This window comes from Chromobacterium fluminis, assembly GCF_011602385.1.
Taxonomy (GTDB): Bacteria; Pseudomonadota; Gammaproteobacteria; order Burkholderiales; family Chromobacteriaceae; genus Chromobacterium; species Chromobacterium fluminis.
Map to the genome: position 1 here is coordinate 103,843 of NZ_JAAOMA010000009.1, position 25,303 is coordinate 129,145.

The following is a 25,303-nucleotide window of genomic DNA, read 5'->3' on the forward strand; positions in this document are numbered from 1 at the left end:
TATGGCCCACCTCAAGCTCAGCAATATTCAGAAAGTCTACGACGACGGCAACGCCGTCATCCACGGCGTGGACCTCGCCGTCCGCGACGGCGAATTCATGGTTTTCGTCGGCCCGTCCGGCTGCGGAAAATCCACGATGATGCGCATGATCGCCGGCCTGGAAGACATCAGCGCCGGCGAACTGTGGATAGGCGGCCAGCTCGCCAACGACATCCAGCCGTCCAAGCGCGGCGTGGCCATGGTGTTCCAGAGCTACGCGCTCTACCCCCACATGACGGTGAGGGAAAACATGGCTTTCGGCCTCAAGCTAGCCGGCAAGAGCAAGCAGGAAATCGCCGCCGCCGTGCACCGCGCGGCGCTGACCCTGCAGATAGAACACCTGCTGGACCGCAAACCCAAGGCGCTGTCCGGCGGCCAGCGCCAGCGCGTGGCCATCGGCCGCGCCATCGTGCGCAAGCCGGAGGTGTTTCTGTTCGACGAACCGCTGTCCAATCTGGACGCCGCGCTCAGGGTGCAGATGCGCATCGAACTGGCGCGGCTGCACAAGGAATTGGGCAGCACCATGATTTACGTCACCCACGACCAGGTGGAAGCGATGACCATGGGCGACCGCATCGCTGTGTTCAACGCCGGCCGCATCGAGCAGGTGGGCACGCCGCTGGAGCTCTATCAGCGCCCGGCCAACCGCTTCGTCGCCGGCTTCATCGGCTCGCCCAAGATGAATTTCCTGCCGGCGGCCATCGTTGCGGACACTCCGGCCGGCCTGACGCTGGAACTGCCCGGCGGCAAGCAGCTGAGCCTGCCGTTTCAAGGCCGCGCCGGCGACGCCGTCACCCTGGGCGTGCGCGCCGAGCACCTGCGCTTCGCCGACGCCGGCGTGCCGGCGACGGTGCAGCTGGTCGAACACCTGGGCGATGTGCAGATCGTCTACGTCCAGGCCGACGGCGTGGCCGAGCCCATCGCCGTCAAACTGGGCGGCCAGGACAGTGCGCCACAGGCCGGCAGCGGCTGCCGCCTGACGCTGGACGCCGAGCACTGTCATCTATTCGACGCCCGTGGCCAGGCCTTGCCCCGGCTGGCGGCGCAAGCGCAGGCCCAGGCCGAGACGGTGTGAACAACGGCAGCGCATAAGCAAAAAGGACGCGATCGCGTCCTTTTTCATTTATCCACAGGAAAACTTATCCTGCCGTTTTATCCACAGTTTACCGCCCCGGAGAAATGGCGAACGGCGAGACCCGGTTCGCCAAGCCGGCGGCAAAGCTTATCCACAGGCTCACGCCATTACGCCACTTTATCCACAGCCGCTAGCTCAAAGCTCGCCCGCGCCGCATCCAGTTCGAAACGGACCAGCCGCCCGGCATGCGGCCGCAGTTGCTCGGCCAGCCAGTCCATGCCCGCCGCGCCGGAAGGAAAAGCGCCGTCCGGCCGCTCGCTGACGAAGACCACGTCGCGGCTGCCGGCGTCCAGTTTGAACAGGTCCGATTCCAACCAGTTCAAACTGCGACACACCACCTGTCGTTCACCGTTGAGCCATACCGCCTCGCCCGCTTGCGGCGTCTCGGCTTGATCCCTCCCCAGCGGCAGAAAAGACTCGTCGCCGATGGCCAGGTCCAATTGCAATACGCCGCCCAGCTTGGCGATGTCCTCGCCGCCAAACGGACTCAGGCTCAGCAAGGACGCCTGATTGTACAAATCCACCAGCGGCAGGATGCTGCGCAACTTGTCCTTTTGCGCCGCCTTGACCAGGTATTCCAGCGAACAGCGCGCCTTCTTGTCGCCGGGCAAGTCCTTGTACAACTGTTTCCAGGCTTGCAACAACTCGTCCAGATCGCGCTCCGGCTCCGGCAAGGTCGGCAGCCGCGCCGGCAAAGCGGCGGCGTTTATGTCCAACGCGATCAGGCCGCTCACCTGGATCTGAGGCAGGCGGGACAATAAGGCGGGGCTCAGGGCAATCTGCATCATCGGGCTTTCCACGGTTGAATCCGTGTCAGCATAGGCCCGCCGCGGACAAAGGGGAAACGCGTTTTTTTGCTGGGGTATTAGTGAAACTGAATCCATTATGATTTCTGGCTTCCCATTCAATAAAAACCATTACTGACAACAAATAAAACATCATTAAAAACAAGCAAAGCATTAATTATTTTTAATGTATTTATTTTTTTATATAAACGCAATGGAATGCAAATAGAAATACTAGTCTTTAAGCCAGTTTCCGGTGCCTACCATTAAATAAATCATCATTATTTTTAAATAATTAGGGGTGCAATCATGGGAACTTGGCATCAAGTTGCACTGGATGGGAGTGTGAGCAAAAACGGTGGGGTATTGAAAGCCACCAGCACGGTCGCCTGCGACAATATAAAAGTTGGTCAGACCGGAGATATTGTCGAATACCCGGACGGCAGCACCGCCATCGTCACCGCTGGCTGCGGCTACGCTTTTTATAACAAGGAAACCGGCAAGTCACTGGCGCTGATAGGCAGCCCACTCAGCAACGGCGACATGATCCACTCAGGCCCAGCCAATGGCTTGCGCTTCCTTGATGAACGCGAAGGGAAACCCACCCCCGGCTTCTTGGACCCTGACTGGAGGCCGAGCCTTGTCAAAGAGATATAACTGCTGTCTTGGGGCAAGCACCACCGCCGGCGGCGTCATCGTAGCCGCCAGCGGGCAAGGACGCATCGAAGGCAGGGAACTGGCCGTTGAAGGCGATCCCATTCACTGCCCGGCCTGCAACCGCCTTGGCCGCATTATCTGCGTGCCGCCGCGGACATCGGAAATCTGGCATGGCAAACAAGCCGCGCTGGAGGGCGATCTGTGCATCTGCCAGTGCGAACCGCCACCCAAACTGATCGCCAATCAAAATCTGAAAAGCAATTCGACCGACGAAGGCGAACCTCCGCCTCCGCCGCCTGGATATGCAGCAGCGCGGGACTATGTCTCGCCCTACCGCTTCGAAATCCAGTACCAACTGGTCAGCGAGACAACAGGCAAACCGCAAGTGGGCATGCCATATCGCATAGACCTGCAAGACCATACCTTCAGAACCGGACTGACGGATTCACTGGGCATGACCCAACTCATCGTCAGCACTATGTGCATGAATTCAACTTTGACGGCACCCTACCATGACGACCATACAGAGACTTTTGATGGCGAGATCGGAAGCGACGCCTGTTGTAGTGACGATTCCTGAACCCGAACTCAGCGGCATGGCCTGGGTGGAGCGCTATCCAGGCAGCAACAGCCTATCGGAGCTGGAACCAGCCTTCCAAGCCAATGTTCGGGCTTTTATTGATGCGATGATGACCGCAGGGGCAAGAATCAGAATTGCATCAACCTACCGTCCGGAGAAAAGAGCATATCTTATGCATTGGAGCTATAAAATAGCCAAGAAAAAAGTCAAACCAAACAAAGCTGATTCTAGAGCTGATGTGCCTATCATGTGGGACCATGGTGATGAGGATAGATCCATTAATGCTGCCATAGCTATGGCTAATTATTTTCAAACTCTTCACTTAGGAAAACCACCAGCGTTGCGGTCTCGTCATACAGCTAGGCTAGCGATCGATATGAATATTACGTGGACTGGTAGTTTAATAATTTCAAATAAAAATGGAGAGCGATTAACAATTGAAAGTACCCCTCGCATGGGAATGAACAAAGAATTACATATAATAGGAGCCAGTTATGGGGTAATCAAATTTAAAGGTGGTGCATGGGATAAACCTCACTGGTCCTCTGATGGAAGATAAAATGAAAAACACATTTATATTGTTAATAATCATAACTAGCAATACTTACGCCGGAAATTTAACAAAAAAAGATGTTAAACGCTTTCTTGAAAATGCCGAAATTTGCCAACACTTATTAGGTGAGGTTAGTGGGGAAGGTGATGCAGAACAAGCTATTGTTATCAGAAATGCTAATCAAGTATGCGAACAAGCCAAGAAACAGAGAAAGCGCTTATTATTAAAATATAAGCACGATGAAAGTGTGATCAAATCTATTAAAGAATTTGACGAAACTTTTGCTGATGGACAATAGAATCTACTCATCATTTAGCAGTGAGAGATAACAGGTATGGGTGACGCGAGACAATGCGAAGTCATCAAGGGGGTGAATAAGTATTGCGCGCGTGGTAAACGATAACAAAAGCGCTTGCTAATATATAAGGCAGACCCTGACGTGATGGCTGAATTAAAGAAATGGAATGAAATACTCGCCATTTTTATACTGCTTTCTTGCAATATCTATGCCAACAATCTCAGTAATACAGATGTCAAAGCATTCATCGACAATGCTGAAACCTGTGAGTATCTAGCAGGAGAGATAACAGGTATGGGTGACGCGAGACAACGCGAAGTCACCAAGGGGGTGAATAAGTATTGTGAGCGTGCTAAACGACAACAAAAGCGCTTGCTAATAAAATATAAGGCAGACCCTGAAGTGGTGGCTGAACTAAAGAAATGGAATGAAGTATTCGGTATTGTGGAATGAAACGGCTTGCCAATGCTCGCCTTCCCTGAATCTACGGGCTTGGATGCTGTGGATAAAAACAGCGCGCAGTTGAGCATCGTCAGCGTCTAAAGCCACAGGCTGCAAATCAAGCAAGCCGGGCGCAAACACCAAGCCCGGCCCCATGGCCGGGCATAAACCGCATTGGCGCGGGCTCAGTGGATGGAGCCGCCCATCTTGCCGTCCGCGTCCAGGAATTCGGCGGCGCTGAGCACCGCCTCTTCCAGCAGCGAGAAGAAGCCGGCCCAATACTCGCCCTCCGGCCCTTCCGCGGTGAAATCGGCGTATTCCGCCATGCGCGCCAGCAAGGAATCCTCGGCAGCGCAGGGATGGTGAGCCACGTGTTCAATGTAATGGCCGGCGAACTCGCGGCCCATTCGGTACGCCTCTTGCTCGCCGGCGCCGGCCGGCACTGCCGCGCAGTACAGACGCAAACGCGGCGGCAAGCAGACGGCGAAAGAGGGTTCCTGCAGCGACTCCGCCTGGCCGGCGGCGTCATCATGGCGACGAAATGGACGTTTTACGGACATAAGGCCTCCCATTGTCATAGCGCCTGTTCAATGCCTTGACGCAAGCTCAAGGGCGTAAACAGGCTTTTGCAACGCGCCTTGCCTTCAGGCGTGGAGCGGATAAGGTAACAGCTTTTGCGGACCAAGGCCCGCGCGAGACAAGATCGGCGGCTCCGCCGCCGGATAAAGCGGGCGCCGCGCGCCTTCCTTACCGCCGGCCGGGAGCCTGTTTTTCGATCTCGCGAGCGAAGGCGAGACAGGGCAAAAACGGTGGTGAAAACGGAGTGTGCGCACAGTACATGAACATCTCGAAGTGTTTTCAAGGCCGTATCGCCCTTGCTCGCGAACCTTTGGAACAGGCTCTGAGGATCAGCCTATCTTGATCAGCCCAAGCCCAACGGCCACCCCAAGCAAAACCAGCGAGAAGGCCCACATCGGAAGCAGGGAATAGCGAATGTGCCTCCCCATGTCCAAGCCGGCCAAACCCAGCCCCAACCACAGCGCAGGGGAAAAGGGACTGACGAAAGTGCCAATCACATTGCCGATTTGCAGCGCGTAAATGGCCGATGTCGTTTCCACGCCATAAGCGGACACGATTTCCAGAATCACCGGCAGCAAGGCAAAGTAATAGGCGTCCGTGCTCAACACCAGATCCAGCGGCAAGCCGAACACGCCCAGGATCAAGTGCAGGTAGGGCGTCGCCTCGCTTGGCAAAACCCGCACCAAATCCGCGGCGATCGCCTTGAGCATGCCGCTGCCGTTGAGGACGCCCAGAAAGGAGCCGGCGGCCAGGATGATGGCTCCCATCAGCAGGGCGTTTGGAGCATGCGCGCGGATGCGCTCCAACTGTTGATCCACGTCCGGATAATTAATGACCAAGGCGATTCCCAGGCCGATCATGAAGATATAGCCGGACGGCAGGATGCCGGAAATCAGCGTGCCTATCACCCCCAAAAACAGAGCCATATTGACGAAGAACAGTTTGGGCAGCGGCTGTTTGTCATGGAGGTCTTCCAGCGGTTCCGCATCATTCGCCGCCTGCAAGGGGCCTTGCTTGCGCAAGCGTCGGGCTTCGAACACGCCCAGCACCGCCGCGAGCGCCACCAGCAAGCCCGCGCCTATCAATTGCAAAGGAATCAAAGGCTGCCATAGCGCGGCCGGGTCCAGATCGGTCACCGCCGCCGCGCGTCCCAGCGGACCGGCCCACGGCATCATATTGAGGATGCCCGCGCCCAACGCCAGCAGCAGCATCATCAAATAGGGATTCATGCCCAAACGCCGATACAGGGGCAGCAGCGTGGGCACCGTCAGCAAAAAGGTGGTGGCGCCGACGCCGTCCAGATGCGCCAGCATACCCACCACCGCCGTGCACACCGCCACGGTGACGACATTGCCTCTGGAAATTCCCACCATGCCGTTGACGATGGGACGAAAAACCCCCGTGTCCTGCATTACGCCAAAGAAGGTAATGGCAAAGATGAACATGGTCGCCACTTGGATGACGGAGTTCAGGCCGGCGCTATAGAACTTGCCGATATCGGCGAACCCGAAGCCGGCCAGCAGCGCGCCGATAAAGGGGATCAAGGTGAGACAGACAACGGGCGCAAGCTTGCGCAGGATCAACAGGGACACCACCATGACGATGATGGCGAGGCCAGCAAAAGTAAGCATGAGCTTCTCCGGGAGGCTGAATCGGATGATTCCGGAATTCAGTCGCCAACTGGACTGGCTATCGCCGTATTCCATCAGACGCTGAACAGACCGGGTGCAATGGCGTTTTTTTTATGGTCCGACTTTTGGTCGAACTTGCTTGCACAGCGAGCGGAGCTTTTGTGGGAGCCCTTCCGCTTGTTGAAAGCCAAACAAAGGGACTGGGCGGAAAAGCCTACACGGACAGCGGGATTATTGTCTATACATTTGCGATTGGGATACGAAGCTCCCTGATACCGTCTTGCCCGGCGCAAGACGCGGAAACGACAAAGCCCGGCATCGCCGGGCTTCTATTTCAGAACCTGTTCACGTCGCGGAACCTTACACGGCGAGAGTCGCTTCGGCATCCTCATTTACCGCATGCGCGCTTGGCTTTCTCAGCGATCTCCGCCTTGTCCCGCCATTGAACAGGCCTCGACTGACTGTCGTTCAGGCGGTCAGCCGTTGTTCCCGCGCGGCGCTCTGGCCCTGCAACCAGGCGTCGATCACCTCGGCGGCGTGCGCCGGCAGGTGCAGCTTGAGCTTGGAACGGCGCCACAAGATGTCCTCGCTGCGCGTCGCCCATTCTTCGTCCGCCAAGTAGCGCAGCTCGGCCTCGTACAAGCCGGGCAGCAGTTCCGCGCCCAATTGCTCCAGGCCGGCGGCCTGGCCGATCAGCCTGGCCACGCGGGTGCCGTAGGCGCGCGCCCAACGCCGCGCCAGCGCTTCCGGCAGCCACGGGTATTGCTGACGCAGGTTTTGCAGGAAGCGCTCGAAATCCGCGCCCGGCATGTCGCCGCCCGGCAAGGGAGAGTCCGCGGTCCAGGTGGTCTTGCGGTTGCCCAGCAGCGGCGCCAACTTGTCCACCGCCTCTTCCGCCAGTTTGCGGAAGGTGGTGATCTTGCCGCCGAACACCGACAACAACGGCGCGCCGTCCAGATCCATTTCCAGCGAGTAATCGCGGGTGACGCTGGCGGCGTTGCTGGCTTCGTCGTCCAGCAGCGGGCGCACGCCGGAGTAGGTGGACAGCACGTCGGCCGGGCGGATCTGAGTCTGGAAGTAACGGTTGCTCATCTGACACAGATAGGCCACTTCCTGATCGTCTATCGCCACCTTGGCAGGGTCGCCGTGGTATTCCACGTCGGTGGTACCGATCAGGGTGAAATCCTGCTCGTAGGGAATCGCGAAGATGATGCGCTTGTCCGGATTCTGGAAGATATAGGCATAGGGGTGGTCGAACAGTTTCTTGACCACGATGTGGCTGCCCTTGACCAGGCGGATGGATTTGCTGGACGGCAGCGCCAGCGTGTCCTTGATCAGGCTTTCCACCCACGGGCCGGCGGCGTTGACCAAGGCGCGGGCGCGCACCTGGCTGCGGCTGCCGTCTTCGGCCTGCAGCTCGCACAGCCAGTGTTCGCCGTCGCGGCGGGCGCCGACGCAGGCGGTGCGGGTCTGCACGCGCGCGCCGCGTTCGGCGGCGTCCTTGGCGTTGAGCACCACTAGCCGCGCGTCCTGCACCCAGCCGTCGGAGTAGACGAAACCGCGCTTGAACGCCGGCTTGATCGGCTGGCCGGCCGGGTGGCTGGCGAAGCTGACGGTTTCGGAAGCGGGCAACACTTCGCGGCGCGCCAGGTGATCGTAGAGGAACAGGCCGCAGCGTATCATCCATTCCGGGCGCTGGTTCTTGTCGTGCGGCATCACGAAGCGCAGCGGCCAGATAATGTGCGGCGCGGCCTTGAGCAGCACTTCGCGCTCTTGCAGCGCTTTGCGCACCAGGCCGAATTCATAGTATTCGAGATAGCGCAGGCCGCCGTGAATCAGCTTGGTGCTGGCGGAGGAGGTGTGCGCGGCCAGATCGTCCTTTTCGCACAGCATCACCGACAAGCCGCGTCCGGCCGCGTCGCGCGCGATGCCGGCGCCGTTGATGCCGCCGCCGATCACCATCAGGTCGTAAATCTCCACTGCCATCTTCCCTACCTCTTTCTTTCCAGGGGCGTTGTTCCCTCACTGGCGCGCGTTCAGCGCCCCAGCGATGCCATTCTACCCAGAATAATTATAAACGAACAAAAATACAACATTTTGCTTTCGTTTTAATGTGATTGGAACGCGGTTTTGTCGATATATCTGCCTAAACGCGGAAATACGCAAAAAAACAGGCGGCAACCAGGGTCGCCGCCTCGTAAAGCGCCCGGCAGCGCCGGGCCCTGCGGGATCTAAACTCGGTTCAAGACGGCGCTCTGATCGCGACCATGCCAGGTGGTCAGCGCCAGCAGCACAAAAGCCGCGATGCAAGAGCCCACCATCAACATGAAACCGCCGTCCCAACCGAAGTGATCGACGGTGTAGCCCACCACCGCGTTGGCGGCCACCGAGCCGCCCAGATAGCCGAACAGACCGGTGAAGCCAGCGGCGGTGCCGGCGGCTTTCTTCGGCGCCAGTTCCAGCGCGTGCAGGCCCACCAGCATTACCGGGCCGTAGATCAGGAAGCCGATGGCGATCAGCGCCAGCATGTCCACGGTGGGGTTGCCGGCCGGGTTCAGCCAGTACACCACGGTGGCCACGGTCACCAGGGCCATGAACAACATGCCGGTGGCGCCGCGGTTGCCCTTGAACAGTTTGTCGGACATCCAGCCGCACAGCAGGGTGCCGGGAATGCCGGCCCACTCGTACAGGAAGTAGGCCCACGAGGATTTATCCACCGAGAAGTGCTTGACCTCTTTCAGATAGGTGGGGGCCCAATCCAGCACGCCGTAGCGCAGCAGGTAGATGAAGACGTTGGCGAAGGCGATGTACCACAGCAGCTTGTTGGGCAGGATGTATTTCTTGAAGATGTCGCGCGCGCTCAGTTCTTGCTCGTGACTGGCGTTGTAGTCTTCCGGGTAGTCGTTCTTATAGGCTTCCACCGGCGGCAGGCCGCAAGACTGCGGGGTGTCGCGCATAGTCAGGTAGGCGAAAATGGCGACGCCGATGGCGGCGGCGGCCGGCACGTAGAAGGCCGCGCGCCAGTCGTTGAACCAGCCCATGCCCAGGATGAACAAGGGGCCGATCAGACCGCCGCCCACGTTATGGGCGCAGTTCCAGATCGACACAATGCCGCCGCGTTCCTTCTGCGACCACCAGTGCACCATGGTGCGGCCGCTGGCCGGCCAACCCATGCCCTGGAACCAACCGTTAAGGAACAGCAGCACGAACATGATGCCCACGCTGGACGTGGCCCAAGGCACAAAGCCCATTAGCAGGAAGACGGCGGCGGACAGGATCAGGCCGACGCAGAGGAAGACGCGGGGATTGGAACGGTCCGACACCGCGCCCATCAGAAATTTGGAAATACCGTAAGCAATGGCGACGCCGGACATGGCGAAGCCCAGGTCGCCGCGCGAATAGCCTTGCTCCACCAGGTAGGGCATGGCCAGCGAGAAGTTCTTGCGCACCAGATAATAACCGGCGTAGCCGATGAAGATGCCGAGGAAGATCTGCCAACGCAGTCTTCGGTACAAACTGTCTTGCTCAGAGGAGGGCAATAGCGGCTGATGCGCCGCCGGTCGGAACATGCTGATCATGGGAACACCTCATTTTTTAGTGTGGCAACTACGGTCCGATCTGTGCCGGCTCCGGATTACAAGCGCGGCGGCTAAAGCGCCGCCGCGCAAAAACGGCGGCCGGTTCCAAAGAACCGGCCAGGCATCACAGGGTATAAGCCAAAGCCGCCAGCGCGCCGCCGACCAGGGAGCCCACCACCGGCACCCAGGCATAACCCCAGTCGCTGTCGCGCTTGCCGGCAATCGGCAGGATGGCGTGCATGATGCGCGGCGCCAGATCGCGCGCCGGGCTCATCGCGTAGCCGGTGGTGCCGCCCAGTGACACGCCGATGCCCAACACCAGCAAGGCCACCGGCAGCGCGTCGATGGCGCCCAGCGACATCTTGGGCGCCACCATGCTGAGGATGGCGAACACCAGCACGAAGGTGGCGACGATCTCGGACACCAGATTGCCCGGCAGGCTGCGAATGGCCGGGCCGGTGCAGAAGGTGGCCAGCTTGGTGTCGGCGCAATCGGTGCTGTCAAAATGCTTGCGGTAGATCAGCCACATCAGGCCGGCGCCGGTCATGCCGCCCAGCATCTGCGCCAGCACGTAGCCCGGCACCTTGGCCCACGAGAACTTGCCGGCCACCGCCAGCGCCACCGACACCGCCGGGTTCAGGTGGGCGCCGCTGATCGCCGCCACGCTGAACACGCCGACGAAAACCGCCATCGCCCAACCAAAGGCGATGACGATGAGGCCGCTATTGTGGCCCTTGGTGTTTTTCAGCAGCACATTGGCCACCACGCCGTTGCCCAGCAGCACCAGCAAGGCGGTGCCGATGAATTCGCCCATTAAAGGATTCATGATTGTGTCTTCCGGATAAGGAGTGCGTCCGCCGCGCCCGGGCCGCGGAGCCTATCAGTCGTCGCGTCCGAGGCGGACCGCGTTCATCAAGCCTGTTCGTCGTTGGCCCAGACAGTGGCGGCGTTCACCGCGCGCTGCCAGCCCTTGATCTTGCCGGCCACTTGCGCGGCCTCAAGCTGCGGCTTGAAGCGGCGGTCCAGCTGCCACTGGCCCTGCACGTCGTCGACGTTCTTCCAGTAGCCGACGGCGAGGCCGGCCAGGTAGGCGGCACCCAGCGCGGTGGTTTCGGTGATCTTGGGACGCACCACGTCCACGCTCAAGATGTCGGACTGGAACTGCATCAGCAGTTCGTTGACGGTGGCGCCGCCGTCCACGCGCAATTCGGCGATGTCGAGACCGGCGTCGGCTTCCATCGCCTTGAGCACGTCCATGGTCTGGTAGGCGATGCTGTCCAGCGCCGCGCGGGCGATGTGGGCGGCCTTGGTGCCCAGGGTGGCGCCGACGATGGTGCCGCGCGCGTTCGGATTCCAATGCGGCGCGCCCAGGCCGGCGAAGGCCGGCACCAGGTAGACGCCGTCGCTGTCGGCCACTTCCTGGGCCAGCGGGCCCACGTCGGCGGAATGGCGGATGATGCCCAGGCCGTCGCGCAGCCATTTGACCACCGCGCCGCCGATGAAGATGGAGCCCTCCAGCGCGTACTGCACCTTGCCGTCCACCTGCCAGGCGATGGTGGTCAGCAAATTGTTCTTGGATTCGATCGGCGCGTCGCCGGTGTTCAGCATCATGAAGCAGCCGGTGCCGTAGGTGTTCTTCACCATGCCGGGGCGGGTGCACTGCTGGCCGAACAAGGCCGCCTGCTGGTCGCCGGCCACGCCGGCGATGGGAATTTCCACGCCCAAATGCGCGGCGTGGGTGTGGCCGTAAACTTCGCTGGAGCTTTTCACTTCCGGCAGCATGCTGGCCGGAACGCCCATGATGTCCAGCAGTTCGGCGTCCCATTCCAGGGTATGGATGTTGTACAGCATAGTGCGCGAGGCGTTGGACACGTCGGTGACATGCACTTTGCCGTGGGTGAAGTTCCAGATCAGCCAGCTGTCCACCGTGCCGAAGGCCAGCTTGCCGTCGCGGGCGCGTTCGCGCGCGCCCGGCACATTGTCCAGAACCCACTTGATCTTGCTGCCGGAGAAATAGGCGTCCACCAGCAGGCCGGTCTTGGAACGGATCAACTCCCCCAGGCCACGCGCCTTCAGTTCGTCGCAGAACTCCGCGGTGCGGCGGTCCTGCCAGACGATGGCGTTGTAGACCGGATGACCGGTTTCGCGGTCCCAGACGATGGTGGTTTCACGTTGGTTGGTGATGCCGATGGCGGCGATGCTGCGGCCGTCGATGCCGGCCTTGGCCACCGCCTCGGCCGCCACGCCCACCTGGCCGCCCCAGATTTCCTGCGGATCGTGCTCCACCCAACCCGGCTGCGGGTAAATCTGGCGGAACTCCTTTTGCGCCAACGACACGATGTCGCCGCTGCGATTGAACAAAATGGCGCGAGAACTGGTGGTGCCTTGATCCAAGGCCAACACGAATTGATCCTGCATGGGGTTTCTCCTGTTCAGCCGGTGGGCGGCCTAATGTCTGAATGTTCGTTCGTTGCATGCGGCGGCGGATGCCGGTTGCTGACCGTGCTCCATCGCTCAAGTTATTGATAATGTTTCTTTTTGTACTTATGACGTTCGTTTTATTTTCGAGCCATTCTAGGCCCCGGCAAAAGCTTGTCAATCGTTCTTCGTAAAAAAATCTTAATACTACGACTTTCCATGCCATCCCAATTCATGCTGCAGAGCAATAAAGACAAGGGTTTAGCTCTTGTAGCGCCTCACTACAAATAGTGCTGTTTCAGTAAGTTATCGAGCAAAAACCCTATGTTGCAGCGCATTGACCCGCATCATTCTCCACTGACTCTGTGTTGCAACAAAGTTTTTGTCTTTACATGGAGATAAAATAACCATGATCTGGTCCCAAGATCCACCCGGGGCTAGCTTTTTGGCGGCCAGTCCCTCGTGCCGCCAAGGAGGGAAAAACGCGCAAAAACGAACATTTTTCCCAGCTAAGTGGCGAGATTCGCACAAAGGCCGCTCATTTTCCGGCCCTCCATGCCGCCGCCCCTACGTAGTCAAGCCGCTACAACCTGACTGTGGCAGCATGACAGACAGTTCCATCAAGCGCGGCGCAGCCTCGATGGAAAGACACACGGATGTGATTGGCAAAACAACACCGCCATGTCCGGTCGCGCGCAAGGCCGCGGCTGGATCGGGCATAAAGGACTGTCATGCTTCGCAACACCAAAATCCTCGCCACGCTGGGCCCGGCCTCCAGCACGCCCGAAATCATCCTGGAACTGGCCCGCTCCGGCGTTAACGTGTTCCGCCTCAATATGAGCCACGGCAATCACGACGACCACCGCGCGCGCCTGGCTTCCATCCGCGCCGCCGAAGCCGTGGTAGGCCGCCCGCTGGGCGTGCTGGTGGACCTGCAGGGACCCAAGCTGCGCATAGGCCAATTCGCCTCGCCGGCTACGGTGAACACCGGCGACACCTTCGACTTCGTGCTGGACGAGGTGGACGGCGACGCGCAACGCGCCAGCCTGCCTCACCCGGAAGCCTTCGCCGCGCTCAAGCCCGGCCACCGCATTCTGGTCAACGACGGCAAACTGGCGTTTCACGTGGAACAGGTGGAAGAACGCCGCATCGCCACCCGGGTGGAAGTGGGCGGAGAGTTGTCCAGCCGCAAGGGCTTCAACCTGCCGCAAACCATACTGCCGCTGTCCGCCATCACCGATAAAGACCGGGTGGACGCCGAGTTCGCGCTGAAGGAAGGCGCGGACTGGCTGGCGCTGTCCTTTGTGCAAACCGCCAACGACGTGCGCGAACTACGCGAACTGGTAGGCCGGAAGCTGGGCATCGTGGTCAAGATTGAAAAACCGTCGGCGGTGGACGAACTGGACGCCATCACCGAACTGGCCGACGCGGTCATGGTGGCACGCGGCGATCTGGGCGTGGAGTTGCCGCCGGAAGACGTGCCGGTGGTGCAACGCCGCATCGTTCACCAATGCCGTCACCTGGGCCGCCCGGTCATCGTCGCCACCCAAATGCTGGAATCGATGATCACCGCGCCCACCCCCACCCGCGCCGAGGCCAACGACGTGGCCACCGCGGTTTACGAAGGCGCCGACGCGGTGATGCTGTCCGCGGAAACCGCGGCCGGCCAGTTCCCGCTGGAAGCGGTGCGCATCATGGACCGGGTGATCCGCCGCGTGGAAAGCGCGCCGGACTATCGTCGGGTGATGGCGCTGGATTACAGCGCCGCCGACGCGCCGGACCGCGCCGACGCCATCGCCGCCTGTGTGCGCAAGGTGGGCTCCTTGCTGCCGGTCACCGTATCCGCCGCCTTCACCACCAGTGGCTCCACCTGCCTGCGGCTGGCGCGCGAGCGCCCGCACACGCCCATTCTCGGCATTTCGCCGCGGCTGGACACCGCTCGCCGGCTGACCCTGGTCTGGGGCGTAGTGGCCTATAACGGCCCGGACGCGGAAAACCTGGAAGACATGGTGGTGAAAACCACCTTCGCCGCCACCAAGCTGGGCCTGGCGGAACAAGGCAAGCCCATGGTGATCATCGCCGGGGTGCCATTCGGCACGCCGGGCACCACCAATTTGTTGCGCATCGTCTACCCTTGAACGCCGGCTGAGCGACAAAGCAAACGGAACCCGCGGGTTCCGTTTTTGTTTGCCCCTCGCCGGCCGCGGCAACGACTATGCTTAGCTGATCAGCACGCTCCGGATTCGCCTCGATGACCGCTAGCATCCGCCGCCTCGGCCTGACCCTGCTGCTGCTCGGCGCTTGCCTGGCCGCGCCCTGCCGCGGACAGGACACGGAAACCCTGACCGTGGCGGTAGACGCCAACGCGCCGCCCTTCATGTACGAGGAGAACGAGCGGGTCGGCGGCCTCTACCCGCGCCTGGTCAGCGCCATTTGCGACAAAGCCGGCATTCCCCACATGTTTCGGGCCTTGACCTGGCGCCGCGCGCTGTTCGAACTGGACCGCAGCGCGATGGCAGCAGCCGGCATCTACAAAACCGTCAACCGAGAGCAACGCTACGACTTCAGCCTGCCGCTTTACCAAGAGCGCATCGTGGTGGTCTACCTCCGACAACGCCCTATCGAGTTCCGCGGCCTGCCGGATCTGGACAATAAGCGCGTCGGTGTAATGGCGGGCTGGAGCTACGGCGACGAGTTCGACCGCGCGCGCGCCGACAAGCGTTTCATCGCCTACGACGGCGACTCGGACCGCCAAAACCTTCAACTGCTGCAACGCGGCAATCTTGACGCAGTGCTGGCGATACAGGAAGCGATGGACGCCAGGCTGCAAAACGGCGCCTATGCCAACCTAGCGGTGGCGCCGGCCATCCTGGCCAGCAAACCCACTTATCTGGCCATCAACAAAACCTCGCCGCAACTGCCGCTGCTGCAGCGCTTCAATCAGGCTCTGGAGAAAATGCGCCAGGACGGCAGTTATCAGCAGTTGGTGAAACAGTTTTTCACCGGCCACGCCTCTTCCAAACCCTGAGCGGATCGCGCTCCCCCCGAGCAAAACGGTTTTTGCTATAGTCATCCACTTGTCCTACCGATGACTATGCCATGTCCATTTTGCACCTGTCACCGCAGCAAGCCCGCCATCTGCAACTGGCCGCTCAAGGCCTGCTGAGCCCGCCGCGCCGCAAAGCCGGCAAGGCCGACGTGCTGGCCGCCATCCGCCGCATGGCGCTATTGCAGATCGACACCATCCACGTAGTGGCGCGCAGCCCCTATCTGGTGCTGCACAGCCGGCTGGGATCTTACGATCCGGCCTGGCTGGACGAATTGCTGGCCGAAGGCCGGCTGTTTGAATACTGGGCGCACGAAGCCTGTTTCGTCCCCGCCGAGGACTACGGCCTGCTCCGTCACCGCATGCTCAAGCCGGAGGCGATGGGCTGGAAATTCTCCCTGCGCTGGTTGGAACAACACCGCGCCGACATCGACGCCCTGGTCGAAGGCATCCGCGCCAACGGCCCGGCGCGTTCGGCGGACTTTGAACGCAAGGGCGGCAAGGGCAACGGCTGGTGGGACTGGAAACCGGAGAAGCGCCACCTGGAAGTACTGTTCACGCTGGGACGGCTGATGGTCAAGGAAAGACGCAATTTTCAGCGCGTTTATGATCTGGCGGAACGGGTGAAACCCGGCTGGGACGACGCGCGCGATCTGCCCACGGAGGAACAGGCGCAATGGCGGATGCTGCGCAACAGCTGCCGCGCGCTGGGCGTGGTCAAAGCTGGCTGGGTGGCCGATTACTACCGGCTCAAGCGCGGCCGCTACGACGCCATGCTGCACCAGATGGCCGACGCCGGCGAACTGATTCCAGCCCGCATCGACGGCTGGCAACACGACGTCTTCGTCGACGCCGATCTGGCGGAAGCCGCCTCCGGCGAGCTCAAAGCCAGCGCCACCGCCATTCTGTCGCCGTTCGACCCGCTGGTCTGGGACCGCAAGCGCGCCTCGGAACTGTTCGACTTCGACTACCGCATCGAATGCTATACCCCGGCGCCCAAACGCCAGTACGGCTATTTCGTGCTGCCCATTCTCAACCGCGGCAAGCTGGTCGGCCGGCTGGACGCCAAGGCCCACCGCGCCCAGGGCGTATTCGAAGTCAAGGCGCTGTACCTGGAGCCCGGCGTCCGCCACAGCGCGCGGTTGACCGCCGATCTCAAGACCGCGCTACAAAAACTGGCCGACTGGCACGGCGCGCCGCGGCTGCGCGTGGAACGCGCGCCGGGATCGCTGGCGGCCGCGCTGATGGCCTGACGCTCCTAGATGGGCGTCAGTTGCTTGCGGTACTGGATATAGCCCAGGTTCTCCGCCAACTGGTCGTAGAGCCGCCTTGCCGTGGCGTTGGTCTCATGAGTCAGCCAATACACTCGCGAGCATTCCCGCTCGCGCGCCCACTGGTACACCCATTCGATCAACTGTCGCCCGGCGCCCAGGCCGCGGCAATCCTCAGCCACGAACAGGTCCTGCAAATAGCAATAATCACCCAGAGTCCAACTGCTGGGGTGCAATACGATATGCACCAAGCCCACCGCCCGCTCCCCGTCCCAGGCCAGCCAGCCGCGCATCGCGTGATCCGGCAGCAAATAACGCCGCCAGGTTCCGTTGATAGTGGCTTCGTCCATCGTCACTTGGTAAAAACGCTGATAGCCGCGCCAAAGCGGCAACCAGGCCTCGTAGTCTTCCGCCCGCAGCGGACGGATGGAAAGCGTATTGCTCATGCCGATCTCCAGTGGCGGCGCGAACGCGCCCAATACGCGCATTGTGGCTCAGCCAAGACGAAGTCATAAGAACCACTTGGCCTTGCCGCCAGGAGCCACCGCCGGAACTTCGGCCTTCGCCGACGCTCAATACAGCATTTTCCCCAACGAGGACGTTTACATGCGCGCCACGCTTTTGATCGCCGCCGCTTCCGCCCTGGCTCTGGCCGCTTGCAGCGAGAAGCAAACCAACCAATTGCAAGAATCCGCCTCCAGCGCCATCGGCACGGTGCACAACTCGCTGCAGGACAGCAGCGCGCCGCTGAGCCAACTCAAGGAACAAGCCAGCGCCGCCATCGGCGCGGCCAAGCAAGCCGGCGCCGCCGCCGCCGCGCTAAGCCCGGAACTGAAAGAACAAGTGGACAAGCTGAAAGAGCAAGCCTCCGCCGTGAAGGGCGCGCTGCAGGCTCAGGAGAAAAAGGCCGAACAGCCGCAATCCGATCAAAAATAAGCTCGGCCGCGTTGGCGGCATTTTTATGCCGCCGCGCGTTTTCTTTAGCGGATCTTTAGCCCCCTCTGACTAGGATGAGGTCGCACCCTAGCCAAAGGAGAAATCCGCCATGCTGACCCTGCCCGACCTCTGCGGCCCGCAAGACATCCTGCTCAATCAAACCCTGGCCGACAAGGCCGCGCTGCTGGAGCACGCCGCCTCCCAGCTGGCCCAGCGCCACGCGCTGCACCGCCCAACGCTGGCCGCGGCGCTGCATGAGCGCGAACAGGCCGGCAGCACCGCGCTTGGCCATGGCCTCGCGCTGCCCCACGCCCGCATCGAGGGCCTGACGGAAGCCCGCGCGCTGCTGCTGCGGCTGCAAGCCCCCATCGCCTTCGACGCCCCCGACCAGCAGCCGGTGCACACAGCGCTGGTGCTCCTTTTGCCGCGGCAAAGCCGCGAGGCCCATCTGCATATTTTGGCCAGCTGCGCGCGCATGTTCGCGGAACGCCCGTTCCGCCAGGCGCTGGACCGCTGCCACAGCGCGCAGGCGCTCTATCACCTGCTGTGCGATTGGGCCGATCCGGAAGAATTGAACGACCCGCACTTCCTGCTGGACAGCAACCGCTACTTCATGGACAGCGAAGCCAGCTTGCGGCCGGATTACACAGTGAAGCGCAAGATGGTGGCGCGTTTCTGAAGAACGTGTTTACGATCTCGCGAGCGAAGAGCCTGTTCAAAGTCTGCTGCGCTTCAGCGATACGGCGTTGAAAACGAACTCAAAATGCTCATGTACCACTCGTACATTCCGCTTTTTCGCTCGTTTTCGCCTTGTCTCGCCCTTGCTCGCGAGACTTTGAACAGGCTCTAAGGCCTTGCGGCTGAGGAAGCGGAGTTTACAAGTAGTAAATGAACATTCCGAAGCCGCACTCACCGTGTAATGTTTCACAACGCGCAGCAGATCGTAAACCGGTTCCAACAGCCAGCCCCACCGGGGCCGGCTGCCCTTCCCGGCTTAGCTCCTCTTCTTCCGCCGCAACTTACGCGGCAAGGCTTCCAACTCATCCAGGCTGAGATGGAGGCGGTTCACCGCCTCCACATGCCTCGGCAAGTCCACCTGCTCCACCCCCAGGTTCAACAACAACTCCAGATAGTTGAAGAAGCTTTTGCACATGCGGCGGCGGTGGCCGCGGGCGCTGAAATCCATATCGCTGGCGATGCGGAACAACAGTCCGCGCGCGGAGTGCTGGCGGTTGATTTTCAGCATCTGCGCCAGATGGGCGGCGTACTGATGGCCCAAGGCACGGGCTTCGAACTCATCCTTAGGTTCTGCCGGCTGCCAGTAATGCGGATAGGTGCGGCCTTTGATGCGGCGGATGAAGGGCAGGCTGAGGTCTTTGGCGTGGGGGCCGGCAAACCGGTAGCGGGAGCGCGGCCCTAGCGGCGGGAGTGGAGAGGCGTCCTGATGAACGTCTTGAGTTTCAGTAGTGGACGAAGTGAGTTCGATGCCTAGCACCGGACGGACAGGCTTTACCATTTGCAACCTCCTGTGATGTGTCGTACAAAGCCGGCGCGCCCGCGAGGGCGCCACTTGCCACGGCCCGCCCGAATAGGCAAAGCAATGGCAGCGTATCCGCTGTGGAAACAGCGCATCCGCGACGACATTTCAATTCAGGAGACTAAACCCGAGCGCCGCGATTGCTGCGGCGCGGGGGCTATTGTTGGGGAGGCGCGGGAGGGCGTCAAGCCGGCGGCATCCGGCGGGATGGGAATAGCCGCGCCGAGGGTGCTGCGCGCCGCGAACGGGCCGGCTCTAAAATGATCGACTCAATGTCTTTGGCAATAAACCTCTCCAAAAACATCACCAAAAGCGCCAAAAAGCAGTTAAACATTGACTGCGCGTCATTAAGCGAGGCTTGAAGCGGCGCGAATCACAGCTTGCTGATCGACACCCCGCCATCAACCATCAACGCCGCTCCGGTGACGAAACTGGACGCGTCCGACGCCAGAAACAAGGCCGCGCGCGCAATCTCCTCCGGCGCGGCCATGCGCTTGAGCGCGTGCAGGCCGGCCACCGCCTCGCGCTGCTCCGGCGTCGCCGCCGCCGCACGGCCCATCTCGGTGTCGGTGCCGCCCGGCAACAAGGCGTTGACGCGCAATCCTCTGGCGCCGTATTCCACCGCCAATGTGCGCGCCAGGCCCACCAGCCCCGCCTTGCTGGCCGCGTACGCGGCCATACCGGGAAAGCCGATGGCGTGGCCGACGAAGGACGAGGTGAAAATCATCGAACCGCCGCCTTGCAGCAAGGCCGGCAACTGGTGCTTGGCGCACAAAAAAGCGCTGCTCAGATTACCGTCCAGCGTCGCGCGCCAGTCGTCCAGGGAAATCTGATCCAGGCTGCCCAAGGCGCCCAGGCTGCCGGCGTTGTTGAAAGCGATGTCCAAGCCGCCGAATCTATCCAGCGCCAGTTCCACCGCCGCGCGCGCGCAATCCTCCGAGGTGAGATCGCCGGCCAAGGCTGCCGCCTGGCCGCCGTCGGCGACGATTTCCGACACCAGCCTATCCAGCTTGGCCGCGCGCCGCGCCACCAACACCACGCGCGCGCCTTCTCGCGCGAACAGCTTGGCCGCCGCCATGCCGATGCCGGAACTGGCGCCGGTGACGATGGCGGTTTTATTGATCAATGCGCTCATTGGGTTTCCTCCTGAAAGTGAATGAGGCCCGCGCCGGTCTTCGGTGCGGTGACAACTTCAGTTTCAGGCCGGCAAACCCGTTTGGCATTCCGATTCTTGCTGACTTGATGCGCGGTTTCTGAGACAGCGGAATGTACGAGTGGTACATGAGCATTTTGAAGCAGTACTCACCGTGCCACGCCTCACGACGCGCAGCAGATCGTGAACAGGCTCTAAGCCACCTGCAACAACACCGCCAACTCATCCACCTCCTCGCTCCAGTCCGCGTCCTCGGCCAGGGCCTGGCGCAGGAAATCCGCCTGCGCCGGCGTCCAGAACGGCGCGTCGGCCAGCACGGCGTTGCGCGGCAAGGGATGGCTGGCGATGAAGGCGCGGATGGCGGCGGGTTCGTCCGCCAGGCCCAACTGGCGGAACAGGCCGGACAGAGAGTGCTCGCTGGTGTCCATGACGCTTCTCCTGTGAAGGGATGTCTGATGATAGACCCGAATCGACGCCGCCGCCGCCGACCCTTGCGCCATGAAAAACGGCGGCCGCGGCCGCCGTTTTCTCATGACTCCGGGCTCACACCTTGTCGTAGAGCTTGGAACCACCCTTCAGAAACTCCACCGACTTGGTCTGCATGCCCCGCGTCAACGCGTCCTGATCGCTGATGCCCTGCTTGGCCGCGTACTCGCGCACGTCCTGAGTGATCTTCATGCTGCAGAAGTGCGGCCCGCACATGCTGCAGAAATGCGCGACCTTGGCGCTGTCCTTGGGCAGGGTTTCATCGTGGAAGGCGCGCGCCTTGTCCGGATCCAAACCCAGATTGAACTGGTCTTCCCAACGGAACTCGAAACGCGCCTTGGACAAGGCGTTGTCGCGAATCTGCGCGCCGGGGTGGCCCTTGGCCAGGTCGGCCGCATGCGCGGCCAGCTTGTAGGTGATGATGCCTTCCTTGACGTCGTTCTTGTCCGGCAGGCCCAAGTGCTCCTTCTGGGTGACGTAACACAGCATGGCGGTACCGTACCAGCCTATCTGCGCCGCGCCTATCGCCGAGGTTATGTGGTCGTAGCCGGGCGCGATGTCGGTGGTCAGCGGCCCCAGGGTGTAGAACGGCGCCTCGCGGCACCACTCCAGCTCCTTGTCCATGTTTTCCTTGATCAACTGCATCGGCACGTGGCCGGGGCCCTCTATCATCACCTGCACATCGTGCCGCCAGGCGATCTCCGTCAGTTCGCCCAAGGTTTTCAACTCCGACAACTGCGCCTCGTCGTTGGCGTCCCAGACGCTGCCCGGCCGCAGGCCATCGCCCAGACTGAAGGCCACGTCGTAAGCCTTCATGATCTCGCAGATATCCTCAAAATGCGTGTAGAGAAAGTTCTCGCGGTGATGAGCCAAACACCATTTGGCCATGATGGAGCCACCGCGCGACACGATGCCGGTCATGCGACCGGCGGTCATCGGCACATAGCGCAGCAAGACCCCGGCGTGGATGGTGAAGTAATCGACGCCCTGCTCGGCCTGTTCAATCAGCGTATCGCGGAAGATCTCCCAGTTCAGGTCCTCGGCCTTGCCGCCCACTTTTTCCAGCGCCTGATAAATGGGCACCGTGCCGATGGGCACCGGCGAATTACGGATGATCCATTCACGGGTTTCATGAATGTTCTTGCCGGTGGACAGATCCATGATGGTGTCCGCGCCCCATCGTATGCCCCAAGTCATCTTATCCACTTCTTCGCTGATCGAAGACGTTACCGCGCTATTGCCGATGTTGCCGTTGATTTTGACCAGGAAGTTGCGCCCTATGATCATGGGCTCGGATTCGGGGTGATTGATGTTGGCCGGCAGAATGGCGCGGCCGGCGGCGATCTCGGCGCGCACGAATTCCGGCGTGATCTCCTCCGGCAGCGCCGCGCCGTAAGCCTGGCCCGGGTGCTGGCGCGTCATCAATTCCGCCAGCCGGCTGTTCTTGCCGCCAGCTTCGCGCAGCGCGTCCAGATATTCGCGACGCCGCAGGTTCTCGCGGATGGCGACGAACTCCATTTCCGGCGTGACGATGCCGCGGCGCGCGTAATGCATCTGGCTGACATTGCGGCCCGGCAGCGCCCGCCGCGGCTGGCGCGTCAGGTTGAAACGCAGCTCGGCCAGCTTGGGGTCGGCCTCGCGGGCGCGACCGTATTCGCTGGACAAGCCGGCAAGCTGCTCGCAATCGCCGCGCTCGGCGATCCAGCCGGCGCGCAGCGGCGCCAGCCCGCTCTGGATATCGATGCGCGCGTCCGGGTCGGTATACGGGCCGCTGGTGTCGTAGACGGTGATGGGGGGGTTGGCCTCGCCACCGAACTGGGTGGGCGTGTCGCTCTGGCTGATCTCGCGCATGGGCACGCGGATGTCCGGCCGGCTGCCGGCGACGTGGATCTTGCGGGAATTGGGCAAGGGCTGGATGGCGGCGGTGTCCACCACCATGGCTTGATTGGGTGTTGCGGGCGCGTTCATCGGGCGGTTCTCCTGGTCGATGAATGGCGCAAGGAGCGGGCCGCCGCTTGGGCGGGCTGCGAATCAGTCCGACAAGACCGGGCCAAAAGCAGCTTACGCTTCCCTACGCCGGTATTATCCGGGTCAGGTTCCAAGGGTGTTTCTCACCCGCGCAACAATCTTTAACGATTATCCTATCCTTTCAAGGATATGGATCATCTTGCCGACCGTCGCGCAGGACCCCTAGCGATGCTGTGAAGGTACGGCAAATGTGGGATAATCGCAAGTTATCGTCATGACACGCCGCCGCGTTTTTCTTGCGGCGACAAGCCCCTCCGGAGTGAGCTGATGGATTTTGAGAATGCCCGTTTCAACATGGTCGAGCAGCAGATTCGTCCGTGGGACGTACTTGACACTAATGTGCTGGACCTGCTGTTTCACGTGAAACGCGAACAGTTCGTCGCCGCGGACAAACGCAGCCTGGCCTTTGTCGACACCGAGTTGCCGCTGCCCAACGGCAGCTTCATGCTGCAGCCCAAAATGGAAGCGCGCCTGGCTCAGGACGCCGCCGTCCAGCCCCAGGACAAAATCCTGGAAATCGGCACCGGCAGCGGTTATCTGACCGCCTTGCTGGCCAAGCTGGGCCAACATGTTTACAGCGTGGAAATCGACCCCGCCCAGCGTGAAACCGCGGCGGCCAACCTGAAGCAAGCCGGCATCGCCAATGTGACTCTGGTGGAAGGCGACGGCGTGCTGGGCCTGCCGCAACAAGCGCCGTTCGACGTGATCGTGGTCGGCGGTTCGCTGCCGGTAGTGCCGCAGGAACTGAAAGACCAGTTGGCCGTGGGCGGCCGCCTGATCATGGTGGCGGGCGATCTGCCGGTGATGACCTGCAAGCTGATCAAGCGCGAAACCGAAGCCAGCTTCAGCGAAACCGGTCTGTTCGAAACCTGTATCGCCCGCCTGGCCAAGGCGGAAGCGGTGGAACCGGAACGCTTCGCGTTTTGATGGTTCAGGAAATCCGCGCCCGCGATCTGGCGGCGGCGCTGGCCGACACCGCCGCGGAGTCCCCGGTGCTGCTGGATGTGCGCGAAGCGTGGGAAGTGCAGCTGTGCATGATTCCCGGCTCGTTGCACATCCCGATGAACCTGATCCCGCTGCGCATGAGCGAGCTGCCGGACGCGCCCATCGTGGTGATCTGCCACCATGGCGTGCGCAGCGCGCATGTGGCGCGCTTTCTGCTGGACGCCGGCTTCGAACAGGTGCTGAGCCTGGCCGGCGGCGTGGAAGCCTGGGCCGCGGAAGTGGACCCGCAAATGGCGCGTTACTGATACGTTCTCCATCAGCGCGCATCGCCAGCCGTTCCTGCGGGAACGGCTTTTTCATGGAACGAAACCGGCTTGCCGGATTCCAATCCTCCTCACGATAGCAAGAGTCGTAATCTTCCATGCAAGCATTGTCTTACCTGTCTCCCGCCCTGGCCCGCGTTCATCCGGCTTGGGAGCAAGTGCTGTCAACGCCGGCCATTCAACAGCAACTGGCCGGCATCGATCGGGAACTGCAAGCTCAGCAAGCGCAGGGCAAAGTCCTCTTCCCGCCTGCGCCCTTGACCTTCAACGCGCTGACCTTCACCGCGCCGGCCGATGTCCGCGTAGTGATACTGGGGCAAGATCCCTACCATGGCGACGGCGAGGCGATGGGCCTGTCGTTTTCCGTGCCGCCCGGCGTGCGGGTGCCGCCCAGCTTGCGCAATCTGTACAAGGAGCTGGCGGCGGATCTGGGCTGCGGCGTGCCCAATAGCGGCGACCTGACCCACTGGGCGCAACAAGGCGTGCTGCTGCTCAACAGCGTATTCACGGTAGAGCGGGACAAGGCCGGCAGCCACGCCAAACTGGGCTGGCAAATGGTCAGCGACGCACTGATCGACGCCGTCAACGCGCAAAGCGCCGGCTGCGTGTTCCTGCTGTGGGGTAATTGGGCCAAAACCAAGGCCGAACGCATCGACGCCAGCCGCCACCTGGTGCTGGACGCCGCGCATCCCTCGCCGCTGTCCGCCAGCCGGGGCTTCCACGGCTGCCGCCATTTTTCGCAAGTCAACGCCTGGCTGTTGTCGCGCGGCCGGGGCGCCGTCGAGTGGGGCGCCTCGGCGTCGCAGAACAATCTGTTCTGACCCAGAATACGGGCAGGCGTCCCCGTTCCTGCCCGTTTGACTCTTTTCCGCCGCGCCGGCATG

26 protein-coding genes and 1 riboswitch are annotated in these 25,303 nt (G+C 61.4%); of the genes, 14 read left to right on the forward strand and 12 right to left on the reverse strand.

All coding sequences use genetic code 11. The features are described 5' to 3' along the window. Position 1: 1 nt before the first annotated feature. Positions 2 to 1,114: an ABC transporter ATP-binding protein gene (locus HA052_RS08645; RefSeq protein WP_166451613.1), complete on the forward strand. Its 1,113-nt coding sequence runs from the start codon at positions 2 to 4 to the stop codon at positions 1,112 to 1,114. A 167-nt stretch (positions 1,115 to 1,281) separates the two neighbouring features. On the opposite strand, the gene HA052_RS08650 is transcribed toward HA052_RS08645, so the two are convergent. After that, positions 1,282 to 1,962, reverse strand: a complete 681-nt coding sequence (locus HA052_RS08650; RefSeq protein ID WP_166451614.1) for a B3/B4 domain-containing protein — start codon at positions 1,960 to 1,962, stop codon at positions 1,282 to 1,284. Between the two features lie 306 nt (positions 1,963 to 2,268). Between HA052_RS08650 and HA052_RS08655 the strand changes: the two genes are divergently transcribed. The 5 genes from HA052_RS08655 to HA052_RS08675 all read left to right on the forward strand — a co-directional run bounded on the left by HA052_RS08655 (position 2,269) and on the right by HA052_RS08675 (position 4,500). After that, positions 2,269 to 2,616 (forward strand): hypothetical protein, encoded by a 348-nt coding sequence (locus tag HA052_RS08655; protein WP_166451615.1) that lies wholly within the window; start codon positions 2,269 to 2,271, stop codon positions 2,614 to 2,616. Then, a complete protein-coding gene (locus HA052_RS08660; RefSeq protein WP_166451616.1) occupies positions 2,600 to 3,196 on the forward strand; it encodes a PAAR domain-containing protein in 597 nt (198 codons plus the stop codon). Before HA052_RS08655 ends, HA052_RS08660 begins: the two co-directional genes overlap by 17 nt. Continuing rightward, complete coding sequence (locus HA052_RS08665) at positions 3,129 to 3,755, forward strand: M15 family metallopeptidase domain-containing protein (protein ID WP_206118830.1); 627 nt, start codon at positions 3,129 to 3,131, stop codon at positions 3,753 to 3,755. Before HA052_RS08660 ends, HA052_RS08665 begins: the two co-directional genes overlap by 68 nt. A 1-nt stretch (position 3,756) precedes the next feature. Beyond that, positions 3,757 to 4,047, forward strand: a complete 291-nt coding sequence (locus HA052_RS08670) for a hypothetical protein (protein WP_166451617.1) — start codon at positions 3,757 to 3,759, stop codon at positions 4,045 to 4,047. 144 nt (positions 4,048 to 4,191) lie between these two features. Then, entirely contained in the window at positions 4,192 to 4,500 is a 309-nt protein-coding gene (locus HA052_RS08675) for a hypothetical protein (protein ID WP_166451618.1), read from the forward strand. Between the two features lie 173 nt (positions 4,501 to 4,673). On the opposite strand, the gene HA052_RS08680 is transcribed toward HA052_RS08675, so the two are convergent. From HA052_RS08680 to glpK, 6 genes are all read right to left on the reverse strand, one after another. Further along, a complete protein-coding gene (locus HA052_RS08680) occupies positions 4,674 to 5,048 on the reverse strand; it encodes a hypothetical protein (protein WP_166451619.1) in 375 nt (124 codons plus the stop codon). Positions 5,049 to 5,396: 348 nt separating this feature from the next. Continuing rightward, entirely contained in the window at positions 5,397 to 6,698 is a 1,302-nt protein-coding gene (locus tag HA052_RS08685; RefSeq protein WP_166451620.1) for a CitMHS family transporter, read from the reverse strand. A 468-nt stretch (positions 6,699 to 7,166) separates the two neighbouring features. Continuing rightward, positions 7,167 to 8,684, reverse strand: coding sequence for a glycerol-3-phosphate dehydrogenase (gene glpD, locus HA052_RS08690; protein ID WP_166451621.1), 1,518 nt, complete (start codon positions 8,682 to 8,684; stop codon positions 7,167 to 7,169). A 245-nt stretch (positions 8,685 to 8,929) separates the two neighbouring features. Next, a complete protein-coding gene (glpT, locus tag HA052_RS08695) occupies positions 8,930 to 10,276 on the reverse strand; it encodes a glycerol-3-phosphate transporter (protein WP_081547545.1) in 1,347 nt (448 codons plus the stop codon). 124 nt (positions 10,277 to 10,400) lie between these two features. Next, on the reverse strand, positions 10,401 to 11,102 hold the full coding sequence (locus tag HA052_RS08700; protein WP_081547547.1) for an MIP/aquaporin family protein: 702 nt from the start codon (positions 11,100 to 11,102) through the stop codon (positions 10,401 to 10,403). Between the two features lie 86 nt (positions 11,103 to 11,188). Then, complete coding sequence (gene glpK, locus HA052_RS08705; protein ID WP_166451622.1) at positions 11,189 to 12,694, reverse strand: glycerol kinase GlpK; 1,506 nt, start codon at positions 12,692 to 12,694, stop codon at positions 11,189 to 11,191. A 731-nt stretch (positions 12,695 to 13,425) separates the two neighbouring features. Here glpK and pyk point away from each other — a divergent pair. The 3 genes from pyk to HA052_RS08720 all read left to right on the forward strand — a co-directional run bounded on the left by pyk (position 13,426) and on the right by HA052_RS08720 (position 16,993). Further along, positions 13,426 to 14,832, forward strand: coding sequence for a pyruvate kinase (gene pyk, locus HA052_RS08710; RefSeq protein WP_166451623.1), 1,407 nt, complete (start codon positions 13,426 to 13,428; stop codon positions 14,830 to 14,832). 113 nt (positions 14,833 to 14,945) lie between these two features. Then, positions 14,946 to 15,722 carry a substrate-binding periplasmic protein gene (locus HA052_RS08715; protein WP_166451624.1) on the forward strand — a complete coding sequence of 259 codons (777 nt, stop codon included), beginning with the start codon at positions 14,946 to 14,948 and terminating at the stop codon, positions 15,720 to 15,722. Between the two features lie 71 nt (positions 15,723 to 15,793). After that, entirely contained in the window at positions 15,794 to 16,993 is a 1,200-nt protein-coding gene (locus HA052_RS08720; protein ID WP_166451625.1) for a winged helix-turn-helix domain-containing protein, read from the forward strand. Positions 16,994 to 16,998: 5 nt separating this feature from the next. Here the strand turns inward: HA052_RS08720 and HA052_RS08725 are convergent, their stop codons facing one another. Continuing rightward, a complete protein-coding gene (locus tag HA052_RS08725) occupies positions 16,999 to 17,457 on the reverse strand; it encodes a GNAT family N-acetyltransferase (RefSeq protein WP_166451626.1) in 459 nt (152 codons plus the stop codon). Between HA052_RS08725 and HA052_RS08730 the strand changes: the two genes are divergently transcribed. Then, the gene (locus tag HA052_RS08730; protein WP_240937314.1) at positions 17,456 to 17,947 is read left to right on the forward strand and encodes a hypothetical protein; all 492 of its coding nucleotides are present in this window, start codon (positions 17,456 to 17,458) and stop codon (positions 17,945 to 17,947) included. The genes HA052_RS08725 and HA052_RS08730 overlap by 2 nt on opposite strands. Positions 17,948 to 18,056: 109 nt before the next feature. Then, a complete protein-coding gene (locus tag HA052_RS08735; RefSeq protein WP_166451627.1) occupies positions 18,057 to 18,626 on the forward strand; it encodes a PTS sugar transporter subunit IIA in 570 nt (189 codons plus the stop codon). Between the two features lie 315 nt (positions 18,627 to 18,941). Here HA052_RS08735 and HA052_RS08740 read toward each other — a convergent pair whose 3' ends face one another. The 4 genes from HA052_RS08740 to thiC form a co-directional block, all read right to left on the reverse strand. Then, positions 18,942 to 19,463: a hypothetical protein gene (locus HA052_RS08740; RefSeq protein ID WP_166451628.1), complete on the reverse strand. Its 522-nt coding sequence runs from the start codon at positions 19,461 to 19,463 to the stop codon at positions 18,942 to 18,944. Positions 19,464 to 19,857: 394 nt separating this feature from the next. Beyond that, positions 19,858 to 20,619, reverse strand: a complete 762-nt coding sequence (locus HA052_RS08745) for an SDR family oxidoreductase (protein ID WP_166451629.1) — start codon at positions 20,617 to 20,619, stop codon at positions 19,858 to 19,860. Positions 20,620 to 20,831: 212 nt separating this feature from the next. After that, complete coding sequence (locus HA052_RS08750; RefSeq protein ID WP_048412849.1) at positions 20,832 to 21,065, reverse strand: DUF2789 domain-containing protein; 234 nt, start codon at positions 21,063 to 21,065, stop codon at positions 20,832 to 20,834. Between the two features lie 115 nt (positions 21,066 to 21,180). Continuing rightward, positions 21,181 to 23,091, reverse strand: a complete 1,911-nt coding sequence (gene thiC, locus HA052_RS08755; protein ID WP_166451630.1) for a phosphomethylpyrimidine synthase ThiC — start codon at positions 23,089 to 23,091, stop codon at positions 21,181 to 21,183. A gap of 83 nt (positions 23,092 to 23,174) precedes the next feature. Then, positions 23,175 to 23,325, reverse strand: a riboswitch (TPP riboswitch). 93 nt (positions 23,326 to 23,418) lie between these two features. On the opposite strand from thiC, the gene HA052_RS08760 reads away from it, so the two are divergent. The 3 genes from HA052_RS08760 to HA052_RS08770 all read left to right on the forward strand — a co-directional run bounded on the left by HA052_RS08760 (position 23,419) and on the right by HA052_RS08770 (position 25,240). Continuing rightward, positions 23,419 to 24,078: a protein-L-isoaspartate O-methyltransferase family protein gene (locus HA052_RS08760; protein WP_166451631.1), complete on the forward strand. Its 660-nt coding sequence runs from the start codon at positions 23,419 to 23,421 to the stop codon at positions 24,076 to 24,078. After that, on the forward strand, positions 24,078 to 24,401 hold the full coding sequence (locus tag HA052_RS08765; protein ID WP_166451632.1) for a rhodanese-like domain-containing protein: 324 nt from the start codon (positions 24,078 to 24,080) through the stop codon (positions 24,399 to 24,401). The genes HA052_RS08760 and HA052_RS08765 overlap by 1 nt, the downstream gene beginning before the upstream one ends. 116 nt (positions 24,402 to 24,517) lie before the next feature. After that, the gene (locus HA052_RS08770; RefSeq protein ID WP_166451633.1) at positions 24,518 to 25,240 is read left to right on the forward strand and encodes a uracil-DNA glycosylase; all 723 of its coding nucleotides are present in this window, start codon (positions 24,518 to 24,520) and stop codon (positions 25,238 to 25,240) included. Positions 25,241 to 25,303: the final 63 nt, after the last annotated feature.

Excerpts from the sequence above, each read along its gene's own strand:
- HA052_RS08645 (WP_166451613.1), top strand. The coding sequence starts at position 2 with ATGGCCCACCTCAAGCTCAGCAATATTCAGAAAGTCTACGACGACGGC.
- HA052_RS08650 (WP_166451614.1), bottom strand. The coding sequence starts at position 1,962 with ATGATGCAGATTGCCCTGAGCCCCGCCTTATTGTCCCGCCTGCCTCAG.
- HA052_RS08655 (WP_166451615.1), top strand. The coding sequence starts at position 2,269 with ATGGGAACTTGGCATCAAGTTGCACTGGATGGGAGTGTGAGCAAAAAC.
- HA052_RS08665 (WP_206118830.1), top strand. The coding sequence starts at position 3,129 with ATGACGACCATACAGAGACTTTTGATGGCGAGATCGGAAGCGACGCCT.
- HA052_RS08670 (WP_166451617.1), top strand. The coding sequence starts at position 3,757 with ATGAAAAACACATTTATATTGTTAATAATCATAACTAGCAATACTTAC.
- HA052_RS08675 (WP_166451618.1), top strand. The coding sequence starts at position 4,192 with ATGGCTGAATTAAAGAAATGGAATGAAATACTCGCCATTTTTATACTG.
- HA052_RS08680 (WP_166451619.1), bottom strand. The coding sequence starts at position 5,048 with ATGTCCGTAAAACGTCCATTTCGTCGCCATGATGACGCCGCCGGCCAG.
- HA052_RS08685 (WP_166451620.1), bottom strand. The coding sequence starts at position 6,698 with ATGCTTACTTTTGCTGGCCTCGCCATCATCGTCATGGTGGTGTCCCTG.
- glpD (WP_166451621.1), bottom strand. The coding sequence starts at position 8,684 with ATGGCAGTGGAGATTTACGACCTGATGGTGATCGGCGGCGGCATCAAC.
- glpT (WP_081547545.1), bottom strand. The coding sequence starts at position 10,276 with ATGATCAGCATGTTCCGACCGGCGGCGCATCAGCCGCTATTGCCCTCC.
- HA052_RS08700 (WP_081547547.1), bottom strand. The coding sequence starts at position 11,102 with ATGAATCCTTTAATGGGCGAATTCATCGGCACCGCCTTGCTGGTGCTG.
- glpK (WP_166451622.1), bottom strand. The coding sequence starts at position 12,694 with ATGCAGGATCAATTCGTGTTGGCCTTGGATCAAGGCACCACCAGTTCT.
- pyk (WP_166451623.1), top strand. The coding sequence starts at position 13,426 with ATGCTTCGCAACACCAAAATCCTCGCCACGCTGGGCCCGGCCTCCAGC.
- HA052_RS08715 (WP_166451624.1), top strand. The coding sequence starts at position 14,946 with ATGACCGCTAGCATCCGCCGCCTCGGCCTGACCCTGCTGCTGCTCGGC.
- HA052_RS08720 (WP_166451625.1), top strand. The coding sequence starts at position 15,794 with ATGTCCATTTTGCACCTGTCACCGCAGCAAGCCCGCCATCTGCAACTG.
- HA052_RS08730 (WP_240937314.1), top strand. The coding sequence starts at position 17,456 with ATGCCGATCTCCAGTGGCGGCGCGAACGCGCCCAATACGCGCATTGTG.
- HA052_RS08725 (WP_166451626.1), bottom strand. The coding sequence starts at position 17,457 with ATGAGCAATACGCTTTCCATCCGTCCGCTGCGGGCGGAAGACTACGAG.
- HA052_RS08735 (WP_166451627.1), top strand. The coding sequence starts at position 18,057 with ATGCTGACCCTGCCCGACCTCTGCGGCCCGCAAGACATCCTGCTCAAT.
- HA052_RS08740 (WP_166451628.1), bottom strand. The coding sequence starts at position 19,463 with ATGGTAAAGCCTGTCCGTCCGGTGCTAGGCATCGAACTCACTTCGTCC.
- HA052_RS08745 (WP_166451629.1), bottom strand. The coding sequence starts at position 20,619 with ATGAGCGCATTGATCAATAAAACCGCCATCGTCACCGGCGCCAGTTCC.
- HA052_RS08750 (WP_048412849.1), bottom strand. The coding sequence starts at position 21,065 with ATGGACACCAGCGAGCACTCTCTGTCCGGCCTGTTCCGCCAGTTGGGC.
- thiC (WP_166451630.1), bottom strand. The coding sequence starts at position 23,091 with ATGAACGCGCCCGCAACACCCAATCAAGCCATGGTGGTGGACACCGCC.
- HA052_RS08760 (WP_166451631.1), top strand. The coding sequence starts at position 23,419 with ATGGATTTTGAGAATGCCCGTTTCAACATGGTCGAGCAGCAGATTCGT.
- HA052_RS08765 (WP_166451632.1), top strand. The coding sequence starts at position 24,078 with ATGGTTCAGGAAATCCGCGCCCGCGATCTGGCGGCGGCGCTGGCCGAC.
- HA052_RS08770 (WP_166451633.1), top strand. The coding sequence starts at position 24,518 with ATGCAAGCATTGTCTTACCTGTCTCCCGCCCTGGCCCGCGTTCATCCG.